At 34.5% G+C, this 16,652-nt stretch carries 15 protein-coding genes and 1 tRNA gene; 7 read left to right on the top strand and 9 right to left on the bottom strand.

The genetic code is table 11. The annotated features are described in order from the left end of the window. Positions 1-36: 36 nt before the first annotated feature. Together EKL99_RS00830 and EKL99_RS00825 are read left to right on the top strand one after the other, a co-directional pair. Positions 37-1,581 (top strand): DEAD/DEAH box helicase, encoded by a 1,545-nt coding sequence (locus EKL99_RS00830; RefSeq protein WP_126553275.1) that lies wholly within the window; start codon positions 37-39, stop codon positions 1,579-1,581. Between the two features lie 143 nt (positions 1,582-1,724). Beyond that, positions 1,725-3,074, top strand: coding sequence for a DEAD/DEAH box helicase (locus tag EKL99_RS00825; protein ID WP_126576200.1), 1,350 nt, complete (start codon positions 1,725-1,727; stop codon positions 3,072-3,074). A 21-nt stretch (positions 3,075-3,095) separates the two neighbouring features. Here EKL99_RS00825 and EKL99_RS00820 read toward each other — a convergent pair whose 3' ends face one another. Continuing rightward, positions 3,096-4,322, bottom strand: a complete 1,227-nt coding sequence (locus EKL99_RS00820) for a multidrug effflux MFS transporter (RefSeq protein WP_126568556.1) — start codon at positions 4,320-4,322, stop codon at positions 3,096-3,098. A 187-nt stretch (positions 4,323-4,509) separates the two neighbouring features. Further along, positions 4,510-5,229: a sulfite exporter TauE/SafE family protein gene (locus EKL99_RS00815; RefSeq protein ID WP_197037189.1), complete on the bottom strand. Its 720-nt coding sequence runs from the start codon at positions 5,227-5,229 to the stop codon at positions 4,510-4,512. Positions 5,230-5,334: 105 nt separating this feature from the next. On the opposite strand from EKL99_RS00815, the gene EKL99_RS00810 reads away from it, so the two are divergent. Continuing rightward, positions 5,335-5,751: an Lrp/AsnC family transcriptional regulator gene (locus EKL99_RS00810; protein WP_126459625.1), complete on the top strand. Its 417-nt coding sequence runs from the start codon at positions 5,335-5,337 to the stop codon at positions 5,749-5,751. A gap of 502 nt (positions 5,752-6,253) precedes the next feature. After that, positions 6,254-6,373, top strand: a complete 120-nt coding sequence (locus EKL99_RS00805) for an SsrA-binding protein (RefSeq protein WP_197037188.1) — start codon at positions 6,254-6,256, stop codon at positions 6,371-6,373. A 16-nt stretch (positions 6,374-6,389) separates the two neighbouring features. Here the strand turns inward: EKL99_RS00805 and EKL99_RS00800 are convergent, their stop codons facing one another. Continuing rightward, positions 6,390-6,902 (bottom strand): adenine phosphoribosyltransferase, encoded by a 513-nt coding sequence (locus EKL99_RS00800; RefSeq protein WP_126561571.1) that lies wholly within the window; start codon positions 6,900-6,902, stop codon positions 6,390-6,392. 101 nt (positions 6,903-7,003) lie between these two features. Here EKL99_RS00800 and EKL99_RS00795 point away from each other — a divergent pair. Further along, a tRNA-Arg gene (locus EKL99_RS00795) sits at positions 7,004-7,077 on the top strand. Positions 7,078-7,250: 173 nt separating this feature from the next. Here the strand turns inward: EKL99_RS00795 and EKL99_RS00790 are convergent. The 3 genes from EKL99_RS00790 to EKL99_RS00780 all read right to left on the bottom strand — a co-directional run bounded on the left by EKL99_RS00790 (position 7,251) and on the right by EKL99_RS00780 (position 11,109). Continuing rightward, positions 7,251-7,871, bottom strand: coding sequence for an L-threonylcarbamoyladenylate synthase (locus EKL99_RS00790; protein ID WP_126561570.1), 621 nt, complete (start codon positions 7,869-7,871; stop codon positions 7,251-7,253). Positions 7,872-7,885: 14 nt separating this feature from the next. Beyond that, complete coding sequence (locus tag EKL99_RS00785) at positions 7,886-10,222, bottom strand: ATP-dependent helicase (protein WP_126459615.1); 2,337 nt, start codon at positions 10,220-10,222, stop codon at positions 7,886-7,888. Between the two features lie 119 nt (positions 10,223-10,341). Continuing rightward, positions 10,342-11,109 (bottom strand): TSUP family transporter, encoded by a 768-nt coding sequence (locus tag EKL99_RS00780; RefSeq protein WP_126576384.1) that lies wholly within the window; start codon positions 11,107-11,109, stop codon positions 10,342-10,344. 129 nt (positions 11,110-11,238) lie between these two features. Here EKL99_RS00780 and EKL99_RS00775 point away from each other — a divergent pair, with 129 nt between their 5' ends. Then, the gene (locus EKL99_RS00775) at positions 11,239-11,760 is read left to right on the top strand and encodes a hypothetical protein (protein WP_126514826.1); all 522 of its coding nucleotides are present in this window, start codon (positions 11,239-11,241) and stop codon (positions 11,758-11,760) included. Between the two features lie 3 nt (positions 11,761-11,763). Here EKL99_RS00775 and EKL99_RS00770 read toward each other — a convergent pair whose 3' ends face one another. Both EKL99_RS00770 and EKL99_RS00765 read right to left on the bottom strand, forming a co-directional pair. After that, on the bottom strand, positions 11,764-12,663 hold the full coding sequence (locus tag EKL99_RS00770) for a patatin family protein (RefSeq protein WP_126514825.1): 900 nt from the start codon (positions 12,661-12,663) through the stop codon (positions 11,764-11,766). Between the two features lie 50 nt (positions 12,664-12,713). Then, positions 12,714-14,774 (bottom strand): M1 family metallopeptidase, encoded by a 2,061-nt coding sequence (locus EKL99_RS00765; RefSeq protein WP_126576199.1) that lies wholly within the window; start codon positions 14,772-14,774, stop codon positions 12,714-12,716. A gap of 100 nt (positions 14,775-14,874) precedes the next feature. Here EKL99_RS00765 and EKL99_RS00760 point away from each other — a divergent pair, with 100 nt between their 5' ends. Further along, positions 14,875-15,612 (top strand): diphthine--ammonia ligase, encoded by a 738-nt coding sequence (locus tag EKL99_RS00760; RefSeq protein WP_126561567.1) that lies wholly within the window; start codon positions 14,875-14,877, stop codon positions 15,610-15,612. A 408-nt stretch (positions 15,613-16,020) separates the two neighbouring features. Here the strand turns inward: EKL99_RS00760 and EKL99_RS00755 are convergent, their stop codons facing one another. After that, on the bottom strand, positions 16,021-16,566 hold the full coding sequence (locus EKL99_RS00755; RefSeq protein WP_126561566.1) for a DUF1697 domain-containing protein: 546 nt from the start codon (positions 16,564-16,566) through the stop codon (positions 16,021-16,023). Positions 16,567-16,652 lie beyond the last annotated feature (86 nt).

The following is a 16,652-nucleotide window of genomic DNA, read 5'->3' as shown; positions in this document are numbered from 1 at the left end:
TTTAGGCGTATTTTTGCAAAAACCCAACAATAAGCAATGTCCCAAAACACTTTAGAAATAGAAATAGAAGACAAAAAAGAACTTTATGCGTACCAAAAAGGCGATATAGATGCCATCTTTGAGCGCATTGATAATGCACCGCCACAACACCATTTGTTATACCAATTGCCCACCGGTGGTGGAAAAACAGTGGTTTTTTCTGAAATTGTGCGCCGTTATTTATCGCAACATGATAAAAAAGTAGTTGTTTTGACCCACAGAATTGAGTTGTGCAAGCAAACCTCAAAAATGTTGAAGGGTTTTGATGTGAAAAACAAAATTATCAACAGTAAAGTAAAAGAACTTCCGGATCAAAACGATTATTCCTGTTTTGTAGCCATGGTGGAAACTTTAAAAAACCGAATCAACGATGAAAAACTGCATTTAGATAATGTAGGATTGGTAATCATTGATGAGGCACATTACAATTCCTTTCGCAAATTATTGAGCTCTTTCAAAAATGCTTTTATTTTAGGGGTAACCGCAACACCTTTAAGCTCAAATATCAAATTGCCAATGCATGAAAGCTACGATGAATTAATCGTAGGAGACACCATTAGTTCCTTGATTACAAATGGCTTTTTGGCCAAAGCAGTTACCTATAGCTATGATGTGGGACTGACCTCCCTGAAAGTAGGGATCAATGGCGATTATACCGTAAAATCATCTGATGATTTGTACACCAATATGGCCATGCAGGAAAAGTTATTGCATGCCTACACGGAGAAATCATTAGGCAAGAAAACCTTGATTTTCAATAACGGGATCAACACCTCCTTATATGTATACGAAACGTTTAGAGAAGCCGGTTATGCCATTCGCCATTTAGATAACACCAGTAATAACGAGGAAAGAAAAGATATTTTACATTGGTTCAAGCATACACCTGATGCCATATTGACATCAGTGGGAATTCTTACTACCGGTTTTGATGAGCCTACCGTAGAGACCATAATCCTGAACAGAGCAACAAAATCGTTGACCTTATATTACCAAATGATCGGTCGTGGTTCCAGAAAATTACCCAACAAAGATATTTTCAATGTGATCGATTTAGGGAATAACGCCGCCCGATTTGGCCTGTGGAGTGAGCCGGTAAACTGGCAGCATATCTTTAAATCTCCGGAGTTTTACCTGGAAAACTTACGAGACGATACAGAAATAGAATTGTATTTTAAATACAGCATGCCACCGGAATTACGCGCTAAATTTACTAAAACAGAAGTAGTAACCTTTGATGTGGATGAAGAACACAAACTCATCATCAAACAAAATTTACGTTCCAAAGTAGTGCTAGAAAAATCCCTAGAGCAACATGCCGCCATGTGTGTGGATAATTCTGAAACCTTACAAGAAGCAAAAGCGCTGGGAAAAGAACTGGATGATGACATCGATTGCCGCATCAAGCGCTATTCAAAATGTTTGAGCCAGTGCAGTAAAAATTACCGCGAATGGCTAGTAGATGATTACAAATTAAAACTGGTATTATTGACCGGGAAAAAATACCGGGAAAAAATCATGAACGAACCGGATGAAGAGTAATATTTATTTTTCAAGGAGCTAATCCCGCTATTCGTTTCAATCTTTTATTTTTAAAGAAAAAATAAAAGGATTTTCACTGCTATCGGGGCTAAAATTACCGTTACAAAACAACTATTTTTTATAAAATATAAAATTCAAAAAAAATGCCAAAACAATTCTCTGATTTAGGAATTTCAGCACCAATAGTAAAAGCGATTACCGAATTGAAAATTGTTGTACCAACAGAAATTCAGCTAAAAACGATTCCGTTACTTTTGTCAAATACAACGGATATAGTTGGACTTGCTAAAACCGGTACCGGAAAAACAGCCGCATTTGGATTGCCAATTTTACAATTAATAGATGTAAAATCACCTTTGATTCAAGCAGTAATTCTTGCACCAACTCGGGAATTAGGCCAACAAATATTTAAAAATTTAGAGTCTTTTGCCACCTTTTTGCCTGAAGTTTCCATTGCAGCAACATGCGGAGGAATTCCAATCAAACCGCAAATAGAACGCCTTGCAACACCTACACATATTGTAGTGGCAACGCCCGGAAGATTAATTGATTTAATTCAGCGCAAAGCCATAAACTTAAAAGAAACCAGATTCCTCGTGCTCGATGAAGCCGATGAAATGGTGACTATATTAAAAGAAGGCTTAGATGAAATTATTGCTGAATTGCCAGCAGCACATAAGACTTTTTTATTCTCGGCCACCATGCCCGGAAGCATAAAACAATTGATTCAAAACTATTTGAATAAAAATGTGGTACATGTCAGTGCCAATATGGAAACAGTAGGTAATCAAGGAATTGATCATCAGTACATTGTGGTAAATCCTATTGAAAAACTGGACGTTTTGATGCATTTTCTGAATTCTAAAGAGGGTGAACGCGGGATCATTTTTTGTAAAACAAAAGCAGCAGTCAATAAATTAGCTAAAAACTTGGCAATCAATAGGTTTTCTTCTGGTGCATTACACGGAAGTTTATCGCAGGGAATTAGAGACCGAATCATGGAGCAATTCCGCGAAGGACATATCAATATATTAGTCGCAACAGATTTAGCAGCAAGAGGAATTGATGTAAAAGAAATTTCTTATGTAGTCAATTATCATTTGCCTGATGTGTATGAAGCATACGTACATCGTAGCGGTAGAACTGCAAGAGCAGGAGCAAAGGGACTTTCATTGACGGTATTGCAGCCGGAAGAAGTAGTTGAAATTGCTGAATTCGAAAAAGAATTGGGAATACAATTCAAAGAATTCAAAAAACCAACTCTTGCCAGTATTGAAGAAAATAATACGTTGTTATGGGCGAAGCAAATCTTCAAGACAAAACCCAATCATGACATCGCTACAGAATTAAAAGATAAAATAAAAACAGTTTTTCATCATTTGACGAAAGACGAACTAATAGAAAAGGTCCTGGCCAATCACTTGCTTCAAGCAAAAAATGAAGTCCTTTCAAAAACGGAGAAACCAATAAAAAAACAAAAAAAAATGAATTAATTCATTCTTTTTCATAAACTGTTAATGAGCTATTACAATTTCATCACCTGAAGTTGTAATGGTTTTTTTTATGTTTCGTTTTCCGATAATTAAAATAATCAATGCCAGTATTGTTGATGTTGTCATAATCAAAACCATTGGTAACATAGAGCTTTTTACAAAAACACCAACCGCAAAAGAGGCCAAAGCACCTAATCCCAATTGAATCGCACCCATCAAGGCAGACGCGCTTCCTGCATTTCTTGAAAAAGGAGCAAGAGTCAGTCCTGCTGTATTAGGATTAGAGATTCCTAAACACGCCAAGAATAAAAACAGCATGGCGATTGTTTCATACAAACCTAAAAGATCATTGATTGCTAATGTCAGAAATAAAACACTGATTACCGACTGTGTAATTAAGGCCCCAAAAATCATTTGTTCACTGGTAAATTTCCGCAATAAAAAAGAATTAAGCTGACTGGCGCTTATAAAACTCAAAGACATAAAGGCAAAAATCCAGCCATACGTTGTACCATCTACTTTGAAAATATCCATAAATAAAATAGGAGAGGCTGCCACATACGTGAATAAACCAGAAAAAGCGATTGCTCCTGTAAACGCATAGGTGTAAAATTGAGGCACTTTAACAATGCGTATAAAATTAGAAATAATTGGTTTTGGCTTTAATGATATAGAAGTGTCCGGTTTGAAAGTATTAGGCAAAATAATTTGAGCCGCTACAAGAATTACAATTCCCATGCACATCAGTATAAAAAATACAGTATGCCAACCGTAATAAGTAGTAACATAACCGCCTACAGTGGGTGCCAGCATTGGCGAAAGCCCTACAACCAACATCAATAAAGAAAAGACTTTAGGTATCTCTTTTACAGGAAATAAATCCCGAACCATTGACACTGAGGCTACCGTAGCAGCACAGCTCCCAACAGCCTGAATGAATCTCAGCCCTATAAAAGTATCAATATCAGTGACAAATGCGCAGCCCAAAGAGGCTAATATGTAAACCAATAATCCAATAAAGAGCGGTTTTTTTCGGCCAAAACGATCTAATAACGGACCATAAAGCAATTGTCCAGCAGAAATTCCAATAAAATAACTGGATAATGTCATGGACACATTGGCAACAGAAGTATTCAAATCTTTAGCAATTCCGGCAAAACCAGGTAAATACATATCAATTGAAAATGGGCCAAGTGCGGTAAGAGAACCTAAAATGAGGATTAATTTAATGTATTTTTTTTTGTTCATTTCGGTATTATTCATTTAAGTCGCAATTTTTAATTTTTTGCAAAGGTAAATAATTAAGATGCGAATCAAACCACTTTCCACACTAATGTGATTTATGATAATGGACAAAGAGCTGCTAAATAAAATAAATTTAGCACCGTCATTGACCAGTAATGTGATAAAAGCAGAGTCAATACAATTTCTATAATTATACTTTAAAAACCAGCAATACTCCTGATAGAAATAATAGTCCTAAAATGATTCTTTTTATAAGCGCTTCATTAAGTTTTAAATAGACTTTTTTGCCCAGAAATAAAGCAAGAATAAGAAAAGGCACAACATAGAGGGAATTGTAAATTTGGTTCATAGTAATCACGCCACCTAAAACCAAAACAGGCATTCGCATCAGCGTAACCAGGCCTAAAGTACCAAACATGGTAGCCCTAAATGTCTTTATATCGTTAGTTTCATTCTGAACAATTATTACATATAAAGGACCTCCGGTAGAAAATAAACCAGAGAAGAAACCTCCTAGAAAACCCAAAAAGTGTTTCGTTTTTTTTAAAATCACTACTTTTTTTTTGACACGAAGACTATTTAATACAAATAGGATAATAAAAACACCCAACGCCTGCTTTAAGATCAGCGGTTTTCCATAAACTAGAACCACTATTCCGGTAAGCACTCCAAAAAAGGAAGAAAAAGCAATTTTTTTTAATAAGCTTTTGTCTATATGTTCCCATTCTTTATACACATAAATAGGAGAGGAGACCAAATAAAAAATAGAAAGATACGAAACTGCTTCAGATAAAGGCATGACTAACAACAAAAAAGGTAAAGCTATTAAAGCACCGCCGAAACCGATCATAGTTTGAATAAAAAATCCTGTGAAAATTCCAATTATAAGTAGTAATAAAGTGTTATCCATGGTTCAAAAGTACTATTAGTACTATAAATATCTAAATTTAATCCATCAATAAACAAGTAATTTTCCGTTAAAAAGTTGTAATTTTAAGCATTTAAAACTTTTTTAATGGTTGATACTCTAGATTTAAAAATAATAAAGCAATTAGAAATAAACTCAAGAGCTTCCTATGTAGAAATTGGGAAACAAATTGGACTTTCACCTTCTTCCGTAAGAGAACGCATTCAAAAACTGGAGGATGCTGCTATTATACAGGGATATAAACTTCAGCTGAACAACCAAAAACTGGGATTTGGATTAGAGGTTTTTATTCTGTTCAAGTTATTTAGTGGAAAACTACAGCTGTTTTGTGATCAGCTGAAAGATTTTCCAGAGATAAATGAGGTTTTTAGAATTACTGGACCCCAAAACATTATTATGAACGTCGTTCTAGTTGATCAAATGCACCTACAACAATTTATTGATCGGCTTTTAGTTTATGGAGAGCCTACAACTCACTTGATTTTATCTGATTTAAAAAAATAATATAGGATCGTCTGTTTCTTAAATCAAAAATTATTCCGTTACTATTAATAGTTTAGTTTAAATTTACGTTAGCCACCAAAACCAAGGTAAAGCGTCGTAACACAAAGAAATACTTTAAAACCATTAAAATGGCCTATATTTAGATTAAAACAGCATAAATTATAACAAAATAATGTGATTTTAAGCTTTTGAGACGTATTTCTCTGAAATCGGAAATGGTGTCAGCCAATCGTAAAATTATTTATAGCAAAAGACTGTAAAAATGAATATCCTTCATGTTAAATAATTTAAGGAAGGATTGTAATCGTTTAATGTAACTAAACAGTGTAATTTTTTTGTCTAAATGTAGTGTGTCTTTTTTGCGCTATAATTTATATTATGTAAAATAGCTTTTTTAATTATAATATAAACATAGTGTGCTTTAGAGATAAAAAAGCATCACCCAATCAAAGCCCTCTTTACCCTCTTTCTTTATTTTTATCTTTTTACAAAACAAAACGATATGTATAAAATCTTGGGCCAACTCAACAAAATCATTTTACAGAGTTTCACCAAACAGGGATTGGATTTGGCTAAAGCCAAGAAATTGCAAATCGCGATTATTGCTTTAAGTATTACGTAATCACACGAACCTTAAATTAGTATGTAATTGCTACAAAAATTTCATTTCCTTTGATTTTTGTCCTTCCATTCAAGAAAGCTAATTCCATCAGGAAATTGCATTGCACGATTTCACCACCTAATTGTTCCACCAATTCACAAACTGCTCTTGCGGTTCCTCCGGTTGCCAATACATCATCGTGAATCAGAATTCGGTCTCCTTTTTGAATTGCATCAATATGGATTTCTAAAGTATCCGTTCCATATTCTAAATCATACGTTGCCGAGATGGTTTCGTAAGGCAACTTGTTCGGCTTACGAACCGGAATAAAACCAACATTTAATTCTTGTGCAATCAACATTCCAAAGAAAAATCCACGACTTTCTACTCCTATTACCTTGTCAATTTTTTTATCTTTCAAGGATTCAACCAGTATTTCAAGACATTTATTCCTTGCTTCGGGATTAATTAGTAACGGAGTGATGTCTTTAAACAAAATTCCTTCTTTAGGAAATCCCTGAATATCACGTATATACTTTTTTAATGGCATATTTTTTTGTTTTTTTACAATTTTAGACTTGCAAATTACACATTTATACTTATATTTGCACCCGCTAAGACGCCTTAATTAAGACATCAATAGCAAAAAAAGGCCTTGTGGCGCAACTGAATAGCGCACTTGATTACGGCTCAAGAGGTTACTGGTTTGAATCCAGTCAAGGTCACTTCAAAAATCCTTAAACACACTGATAATCAGCGGTTTAAGGATTTTTTACTTATAAATTTGTAGGGTTTTTGTATTATGGCTTTTTGAAGTTGGTGCTTATAGATTTGTAACTTCTTGGGAAACACAAAAATTTATGGTAAATCGGCAACTATTTTGCCAAAAATTTAAATCTTATAAAATATCTAAACTTCCTTTGCCTTCTCTAACTACAACTGGCTCATCACCCGATAAATCAATAATGGTGGATCCTATATTGTCTCCATAACCTCCATCAATAACTAAATCAACCAGGTTTTGCCATTTCTCAAAAATTAGTTCCGGATCCGTGGTATATTCTATCACATCATCTTCATCATGAATTGAGGTAGAAACAATAGGATTCCCTAATACTTTAACTATTTCTAGAGCAATCGCATTGTCTGGAACCCGAATTCCAACGGTTGTTTTCTTTTTAAATTCTTTAGGCAAGCTATTATTTCCAGGTAAAATAAAAGTATACGGCCCTGGCAACGCTCTTTTTAATAATTTGAAAGTTGCTGTGTCTATCTGCCTCACATAATCCGATATGTTGCTTAGATCATGGCAAACAAAAGAAAAATTAGCTTTATCCAGCTTTACTCCTTTTATTCTCGCTATGCGTTCCAATGCTTTGGTATTGGTAATATCACAACCCAAACCATAAACAGTATCCGTGGGATAGATCACTAAACCACCTTCTTTTAAAACCTTAACTACTTTGGCAATTGCTGCTTCGTTAGGTTTGTCTTCGTATATTTTTATAAATTGAGCCATTTTTTTTTAGTTTTTCATCCAATAATATCCAGTTTAGCAAAACGCAACAGTAATTTCTTTATTCCGCCTACTTCAAATTTGATTTCGGCTTTTTTGTCGGCTCCCACTCCTTCAAGGTTTAACACTTCGCCTTTCCCAAAACGTTCGTGCATCACTATATTACCAGCAACCAGTTTATTATCGAATAAATTAGCACTTCCTGAAGCAGCATTATTACTAACAGGTTTCAATTTACGAATATTTATATCCGATTTAGGTTCATTATCTGTATTATATTTGGTCGGCGGGGTTCCGTTAGCTGGTTTTGCCAGACGCAATCTAGATTTATCTACATCACCAAAAATATCGCTATCAATCATTGGTTTATACCTGTAATTATTTTCAGGAGGTGTAATGTATTCCAGATATTGACTATCGATTTCCTCAATAAAACGCGACGGTTCACTATCAGTCAATTTTCCCCAACGGTATCGTGATTGTGCATAGGTCAAATACGCCTGGTGCTCTGCACGGGTCAAAGCCACATAAAACAAGCGGCGTTCTTCTTCTAGTTCGCTTCTCGTGCTCATACTCATGGCACTCGGGAACAAATCTTCTTCCATTCCCACTACAAAAACATGAGGAAATTCTAATCCTTTAGCTAAGTGAATGGTCATCAACGCCACGCGGTCTTCATCACTGGTGTCTTTGTCTAAATCAGTTGCCAGAGCCACATCTTCCATAAATTCAGACAAAGCGCCACGGGCTCCATCCACTTCTTTTTGGCCATCTGTAAAATCCTTAATACCGTTTAGTAATTCCTCAATATTCTGAATTTTAGCCATTCCTTCCGGTGTAGCATCTTTTTTTAATTCCTGAATTAATCCTGTTTTTTTGGCAACATGATCCGCTAAATAAAACGCATCCTGATTTTCATTTATAGCCTGAAAACTCTGAATCATCGTAACAAAATCTAATAGTTTTTGCTTGGTTCCGGAATTCAGTTTTAAATCAATTCGCTCTATGTTTTGCATCACTTCAAACATCGAACGTTTGTAGTGATTGGCTGCAATGGTTAGTTTTTCGATTGTTGTATTCCCAATCCCACGTGCCGGATAATTAATTACCCGAACTAAAGCTTCTTCATCTTTTGGATTAATAACCAATCGTAAATAACACAAAACATCCTTGACTTCTTTTCTTTGATAGAAAGAAAGTCCACCATAAATCCGGTACGGAATATCTCTTTTTCTAAGCGCATCTTCCATAGCCCGGGATTGTGCATTGGTCCGGTACAAAATGGCAAACGCACCGTTAGGCATTTGATTTTGCATTTTTTGCTCCCAAATCGTACCGGCTACAAAACGGCCTTCTTCGTTGTCTGTTAAACTGCGGTGAACCTTTATTTTGGGACCAAAATCATTGGCGGTCCAAACGATTTTGTCCAGTTTTACTTTATTTTTATCAATAATAGTGTTTGCTGCTTCAACAATATTCTTTGTCGAACGGTAATTTTGTTCTAGTCTGAAGGTTTTTACGCCTTCATAATCTTTCTGGAAATTCAGTATATTATTGATGTTTGCACCACGAAACGCATAAATACTTTGTGCATCATCGCCGACCACACAAATATTCTGAAATTTATCGGATAAAGCCCGAACAATAAGATATTGCGAGTGATTTGTATCTTGGTACTCATCTACCAAAATATAGCGAAAACGGTTTTGATATTTGGCCAGAACTTCCGGAAAACGAGTCAGTAATTCATTGGTTTTTAATAATAAATCATCAAAATCCATGGCGCCTGCTTTGAAACATCGGTCCACATAATTTTGATAAATTTCGCCCATTCGAGGTTTTTTAGACATTGCATCCGCTTCTTGCAAATCAGGATCATTAAAATATGCTTTTACCGTAATCAAACTGTTTTTGAAATTTGAAATTCGGCTTAAAACCTGTTTGGGTTTGTACACATCACGATCCAGTTGCATTTCCTTGATTATTCCGGAAATGGCACGCAATGAATCCTGAGAATCATATATGGTGAAGTTTGAAGGATAACCAAGATGTTCTGCTTCTGAGCGTAAAATTCGAGCAAAAACCGAGTGAAATGTTCCCATCCAAAGATTTTTTGCCTCTCCGGCTCCCACGATATCCGAAATTCTTTTTTTCATTTCTCGGGCCGCTTTATTGGTAAAAGTAAGCGATAAGATACTAAACGCATCAACACCCTGACTCATCAAATAAGCAATTCTGATAGTCAACACCCTCGTTTTACCGGAACCTGCACCCGCAATAATTATCATGGGTCCGTCTTTTTGCAAAACGGGTTCACGTTGGGCTTCATTAAGTTGATCGATATATTTGTGCATGGAAATTTTTAAGTTTTATTATGCAAAAATAGCGATTTTGAATGAGGTTTTCAGTACCAAAAAACAACAATTGGCTAATTCATTTTGCGACTCTTCTTAATAAGATATTCTTGTATTTATTATCTCAAAAATACATCGTACGCAAAACGGATTAAAGTCCCAACAACTACAACTAGAAAAAAAATCCGAATAAAACTATTTCCCTTGTTAATGGCTATTTTTGCTCCAATCCATCCGCCTAACGCATTGCTGGCAGCCATGGGTAGTGCAATTGCCCAAATAATTTTTCCTTTTAAAATAAACAAACATATAGAACCAAAGTTTGTCGCCAGATTCACCATTTTCGCATTTGCGGAAGCGTGCAAAAAATCGAAACCCATAATGGCAATAAAAGCCACAACCAAAAAACTTCCGGTTCCCGGTCCGATAAATCCATCATATAAACCAACTACAAAACTGATTCCGATAGCATTACAAATTTGAGTTCTTGGGGAATGATTTTTTTCAATATGTTGTCCAAAATTTTTCTTGGCGTACGTGTAAACAACTAAAAAAGAAAGAACCACCAATAATAACGGTTTCATGAAATCATTGCTCACATACGTCAATAAAGTAGAACCCAAAAATGCCGATGGAAAGGCCAAAAGCATCATAATCGACAATAGTTTCCAGTTCATATCTACCTTTTTTAGATATTGATATGCTGCAAAGGAAGTACCACTAAAAGCAGGAACTTTCAAGGTTCCAATTACGGTTGCAACAGGAAGATTCGGTAATAAAACCAATCCCATAGGCGTTTGTATTAATCCGCCACCGCCAACAATTGCATCAATAAATCCCGCAGCAAAAGCCGCAATACAAAGTAAAGCCAAAACGTAAGTCTCCATCATAGTATTCAATTAAAATATTCTTGTTACGAACAACAAAAATAGCATTCGGTTTCATTTATTGCTATTAAATAGAAATTGATTTATACTCAAAAAAGTATATTTTTGCTAAATAATTTTCACATCAAAATGGATTCTACAAAAATCATAGAAATTCTGGGCTACACAATACCTTCACTAATTACTGGAGGTGTTGCTTATTATTTATTTAACGCTTATTTCAAAGACCAACAAAATACAAGACGCTGGTTATTACAAAAAGACGCTCAAAAAGACTTATTGCCTCTGCGCTTGCAGGCTTATGAGCGTATGGCTTTGTTTATGGAACGGATCAATCCTTCAAAACTTTTAGTTCGAATTACCCCTCTTTCAGAAGATAAAAACGAGTATCGCAATTTTGTAATTGCACAAATCGAACAAGAGTATGAACACAATTTAGCACAGCAAATCTACATTTCGGATGAGTGTTGGTCCATTATTGTTACAGCCAAAAATGCAACCATTCAAATGATTCGTTTGGCAACAACTAATGAAAGAGTAAAAGACGCAAATAGTTTGCGGGAAATTATCATTGAAGATTTATTAGAGAAACCTTCTCCAAGCACTGCAGCATTGGCTTATATTAAAAACGAAGTGGGACAATTGTGGTAAGAGTTATTTTATATCACTCATAATTTCACTTTTAGTCAATGCGTATTCGTAACCTTGTTTCCACCATTTTTTCATTTCTGTTTTATTAAAAAAAAGCGCATTATCAGTCAAATGCGTTGGAGTATAATAAAAATTTATGGTTACATTATTATTCTTTGCTGCCAAAAGACCAATGGCAATGTCCTTTTTCTTTACCTGTTCGAGAACAGTCCCAAATAAATTTACCAATAAAGAGAAAGGGTTTCTACTGATAATTTTTTTACTAATTTGGGTTTCTGTTTGCAAGATAATGACATCAATTTCTGTTGCTCCTCGATTTATGGCTTCTCGAATTGGTACTAAATTGGTAAATCCACCATCGCCATAATCACTTCCTTTTTTATTAACCAAACTCATGAAGGGAAGATAATTACATGAAATCCAGATCCAATCACAAAACTCAGAATATTCAAAATCTTTAATTGACTTGTACTCCACTTCATTAGTGCTCAAATTGGAAACGGTAATAATAACATCTTTGCTCCCGGCTTTTAACTCTTTAAACTCTTCACGAGTAATGGATTTTCGAATTAATTTTCTCAAACTATAACTTTCTCCAAAAGTCTTACTCCCTCTGATGAGATTGATTAGTACATTAAAATGGTTTATCGAAATAACAAATACCCCATTTTTATTTTTTACAAAAAAAGGACGTCTACTAAAAATACTGGACTGATTTACAGAGGTAAAAATTTCTTTTATTTTTTCAATTTTATTTAAAGCCAAATGAGGAATCAGCAAACTTCCAGTTGAAGTTCCGACGAAAAGATCATATTTATCGGCTTCTTTTTCTAAAAGAAATTCTGCTACCCCGCCTGCAAATGCTCCTTTACTACCACCCCCTGAAATGACTAATGCTTTCATCTATTTTATATTGAAATAATAAATCTTATATTATTATCTCGTTAAAGTAATTAAAAAATCAATCTTTTCAATTGAAATTGCTCCTTTTCAATCAAATTTGGTAAAATCCTTTCGAATGAAAGCTGCATTTCTTTGTTTTTTAGCAAGGTTCTAATGTTGTCTCTCGCAAATTTTGAAAACTGCCACATTTGATGTGTTGATGCATTGATCAAGTTTTTCAAAACCGTGTCGTTTATTATTCCAAAAGTAAGAAGATTTTCCAAAGCATTTTGGCGTGTTGTCGCTTCATAAATTGAAGAAGAATAATTCACCAATTCCGTGATTAAATCCGTTTTGTCTGATGCATAATCTGGACTTGACAAGGCTAAGCTAAGCCACAAGGTTTTAAGATTATAATCATTAAAACCAATCCAGTCTTTGGATTTATCCAAATAAAGAGAGCGATATTCGGGGAAATTATTCCATAAATGATACAACGCTATTTCTTGGGTTTGATAGGAATGATCATCGAGTAAAGTCTCATATTGCAAACGGAAATCTTCGGGTATTTTAGTCAAAGTACTAGCTACTGCCTGACGCACTTGGAGATTTTCAGTTGTTAAAGCCAATGCCAGAAGTTCTTTTTTATCTTCCCATTTTTCATTTTTTAATTGATTTAAAATAACTTCTTTTACCAAAAAATAGACGTCAGATTGCATTGTTTTTTCAAGAAAATCCTTTTTCTCTGACAACGGTTTGTTTTTTAATTTATCGACTTCAAACAACGCCTGAATTGATTTGTTTTTAAGCAATAAACTATTGGCTTGTTGTGTATTGAAAGCAGTAGTTTCAAGCCATACTTCACTAAAATTATCTAAATCATAACTAGATACTTTTTTGATTTCAGCAAAAAAATCTGTTGTATTCACATTTTGAAATGCATTTTTTTCTAAATAACTTTTTACCGCTTTTTTAAACGCCTTATCCCCTATTTCTTTGTGTAAAACAAAAAGTGCCCAAGCTCCTTTTTGATAAAAAGTCAATGAACTGGCTTTGGCATTCAAAACCGGAATGCTATCCGTTCTGGAAGCGTATTTTAATTGTGATGCCGACTCATATAATTTGGAATAAAAATAATCTTCTCCATAGATTTCCTTTTCGGCCAGCAACGCATAATAGGTCGCAAAACCTTCTTGTAACCAATGATGCTTGCTGCTTTCGGCAGTGACTAAATTCCCAAACCACTGATGCGCTAATTCATGCGCATTGACATTCGTGTAACTTCTGTCTTCAAAACCTGTAGAATCCACAACATAACGCGTATTAAAGAGCGTTGCTGATGTATTTTCCATTCCGGCATACAAGAAATCTCGAACAGGTGCTTGTTTGTAAATTTCCCAAGGATACTTCACTCCTATTTCCTTTTCTAAGAAATCAAACATTTTTTTAGAGTTGCGATAGGTTGGTTCAAATTTGGAAACGTCTTTTAGTCCCAAATACATTTCTAAAGGAATTCCAGAATTTGATTTCTCGATTTTTTTTTCAAATTTACCGATGGTAAGCATCAATAAATACGAACTCATTGGTTTTTGCATTTGGTATTGCCAAACCGAAAGTCCATCAAATCCAGATTTAAATCTCAAAGTTCCATTTGAAATTACCTGATATTCTTTTTTGAATATAATATTCAAATTGAAAACCACTTTTTCATTCACATCATCAAAACTCGGAAACCAATGACTGGTATATTTTCCTTGTCCTTGCGTCCAAATTTGTAAATTATCATTTGCTTCTGAACCCACGAAATACATCGTTTGTTTTGGCTTTGCCAAATACTGAAAAGTCAGGTTGTTTTTTCCATTTGTGAACGGAAATATAATTTGTAATTGTGTCTCAGTATTGCGAAAATTAATCGGTTTTCCGTTCAGTTTTACATCTGAAAATTCTATGTTTTGTGCATCAATTTTAATCGTGTCAATGGATTTCAAAACGTCAAAAATATAATCAACATCACCTGAAACTATTTTTTCAATTGGATTTACGGCAATTTTCCCTAAAACCGATTTAAAATCAACAAATTGGGTTTGTTGGGCAAATGTAAACGTGCAAATAAAAAAGAATAGGTATTTCATTATGATACATTTAATACTGTAATTTTCAAAGTTACGAAGGTTTCGCAAACTAAACCGCCAAATTTTGTAAGTTTGACTCCAGAAAAAACATGAAAATACATTGAAAAAGATAGCACTATTTAACTGGAGCAGCGGTAAAGATTCGGCTCTCGCCTTGTACAAAACATTACAAAATCCCGAAATTGAAATTGCTTGTTTACTCACAAGTGTAAACCAACAATATCAGCGTATTTCAATGCACGGTGTAAGAGTTGGATTATTGCAGCAACAAGCCGAAAGTATTGGATTACCGCTTGAAATTATGCTAATTCCCGAAATGCCCACGATGGAAGTCTACGAAAAGGTAATGCGCGAAACATTGGCAAAACTTAAAAACCAAGGTGTAACCCATTCTATTTTCGGAGATATTTTCCTAGAAGATTTACGTAAATATCGCGAAGATAAATTAGCCGAAATAGATTTTGAGGGGATTTTTCCGCTGTGGAAAATTCCGACTCTCGAACTCATTCAAGAATTTATAGGCTTAGGCTTTAAAACGATTGTAGTTTGTGTAAACGAACGATTTTTAAATAAAAGCTTTGTTGGTCGTGTTATCGACCAAGATTTCATCAATGATTTACCTGAAAATGTAGACGTTTGTGGCGAAAACGGCGAATTTCATACTTTTACTTTTGATGGACCTATTTTTTCCAAACCAATTGATTTCGAAATAGGAGAAGTTGTATACCGAAAATACGAAAAACCAGAAAAAGAAGATTCCTCGGATACCGCTTGCGACACGAGTGCTTCAGATGCATTTGATTTTGGGTTTTGGTATTGTGATCTGGTTGAAAAATAATCTATTTAATGGCTAATAAATTCAGTACTTTAGGATAGGCTTCATTTTTATAATTAAGGTTTTTAAAAAAAAAGTACCAAAAATTTTTAACTCCTGAGATCTCTTTCGCAAAAATGCTTCATAATCCTAAATTTAACCGCATCAAAATGTTCAATAAGCACTTATTAATTTACTTTTTTAACTAAAAGCGTAAAATAATATTTGACATCGTTTACACAGATATTCTTGAGATGATTCTTTTTGTAAAAGGTTGCGTCAAATTATAAATATTTTATTTCTAAAGTTAAAAATAGATTCTGAAACATCCTTGTTTTGACTCTAAAAAAATACCGCTAATTCGCAAATTTCAAATGGATGATAACATTTGAAAATTAGCGAATTAGCGGTTATACTAGATTTTAAAGCTTATTATCTTTCCTCGTAAAGTTTCAGTAATTGCGTCACAGTATTCCAATTGCGGATTGTTGCAATAACATTTAGCCTCTTCTCGATGTATTTTTGGTCGAATCGGGTTTTTCCGGCGCCAACAGCATATTTTATAAAAATTCTGCTGCCGTCAATACTGGCTTCATCCGGTTTGAACTGACTTATTCTCAAATCATTCATACTGCTACTTTGTAACGTAGTCGAAATAAAAGCCACATATAACTTCTTAGTATCAATATCTTTTTCCTTCAAGAAAGGATTATTCTTGAAACATGCTTCTAAATCTGCAGAGCTAATGACTACAACCGGCACTTCATGACCAAAAGCCTTGAAAATTTCCTGTTTTATTTTGAATCCAACAGCAGCTGAACTTTCTTCTTCTGTATCTACAAAAACATTTCCCGATTGAATATACGTTTGTACATTTTGAAAACCAATGGCTTCCAAAGTTGTTTTTAGCGCCTCCATTTTTATCATACTGTGACCGGAAACATTGATGCCACGGAGTAATGCGAGATGAGTTGTCATTTATTACTTTTTTTTACGAAGGTATTGCGTTTGGTGTTAATTTCACAATTAAGTTAAGTTTTAACTTTACATTTTTAATAAAGCAT

The sequence above is a fragment of the Flavobacterium sp. ZB4P23 genome, from assembly GCF_003970375.1.
Taxonomy (GTDB): Bacteria; Bacteroidota; Bacteroidia; order Flavobacteriales; family Flavobacteriaceae; genus Flavobacterium.
Note: the sequence above shows the minus strand (reverse complement) of the source record. Positions and strands in the feature narration are given on the sequence as shown.

Excerpts from the sequence above, each read along its gene's own strand:
- EKL99_RS00830 (WP_126553275.1), top strand. The coding sequence starts at position 37 with ATGTCCCAAAACACTTTAGAAATAGAAATAGAAGACAAAAAAGAACTT.
- EKL99_RS00825 (WP_126576200.1), top strand. The coding sequence starts at position 1,725 with ATGCCAAAACAATTCTCTGATTTAGGAATTTCAGCACCAATAGTAAAA.
- EKL99_RS00820 (WP_126568556.1), bottom strand. The coding sequence starts at position 4,322 with ATGAACAAAAAAAAATACATTAAATTAATCCTCATTTTAGGTTCTCTT.
- EKL99_RS00815 (WP_197037189.1), bottom strand. The coding sequence starts at position 5,229 with ATGGATAACACTTTATTACTACTTATAATTGGAATTTTCACAGGATTT.
- EKL99_RS00810 (WP_126459625.1), top strand. The coding sequence starts at position 5,335 with ATGGTTGATACTCTAGATTTAAAAATAATAAAGCAATTAGAAATAAAC.
- EKL99_RS00805 (WP_197037188.1), top strand. The coding sequence starts at position 6,254 with ATGTATAAAATCTTGGGCCAACTCAACAAAATCATTTTACAGAGTTTC.
- EKL99_RS00800 (WP_126561571.1), bottom strand. The coding sequence starts at position 6,902 with ATGCCATTAAAAAAGTATATACGTGATATTCAGGGATTTCCTAAAGAA.
- EKL99_RS00790 (WP_126561570.1), bottom strand. The coding sequence starts at position 7,871 with ATGGCTCAATTTATAAAAATATACGAAGACAAACCTAACGAAGCAGCA.
- EKL99_RS00785 (WP_126459615.1), bottom strand. The coding sequence starts at position 10,222 with ATGCACAAATATATCGATCAACTTAATGAAGCCCAACGTGAACCCGTT.
- EKL99_RS00780 (WP_126576384.1), bottom strand. The coding sequence starts at position 11,109 with ATGGAGACTTACGTTTTGGCTTTACTTTGTATTGCGGCTTTTGCTGCG.
- EKL99_RS00775 (WP_126514826.1), top strand. The coding sequence starts at position 11,239 with ATGGATTCTACAAAAATCATAGAAATTCTGGGCTACACAATACCTTCA.
- EKL99_RS00770 (WP_126514825.1), bottom strand. The coding sequence starts at position 12,663 with ATGAAAGCATTAGTCATTTCAGGGGGTGGTAGTAAAGGAGCATTTGCA.
- EKL99_RS00765 (WP_126576199.1), bottom strand. The coding sequence starts at position 14,774 with ATGAAATACCTATTCTTTTTTATTTGCACGTTTACATTTGCCCAACAA.
- EKL99_RS00755 (WP_126561566.1), bottom strand. The coding sequence starts at position 16,566 with ATGACAACTCATCTCGCATTACTCCGTGGCATCAATGTTTCCGGTCAC.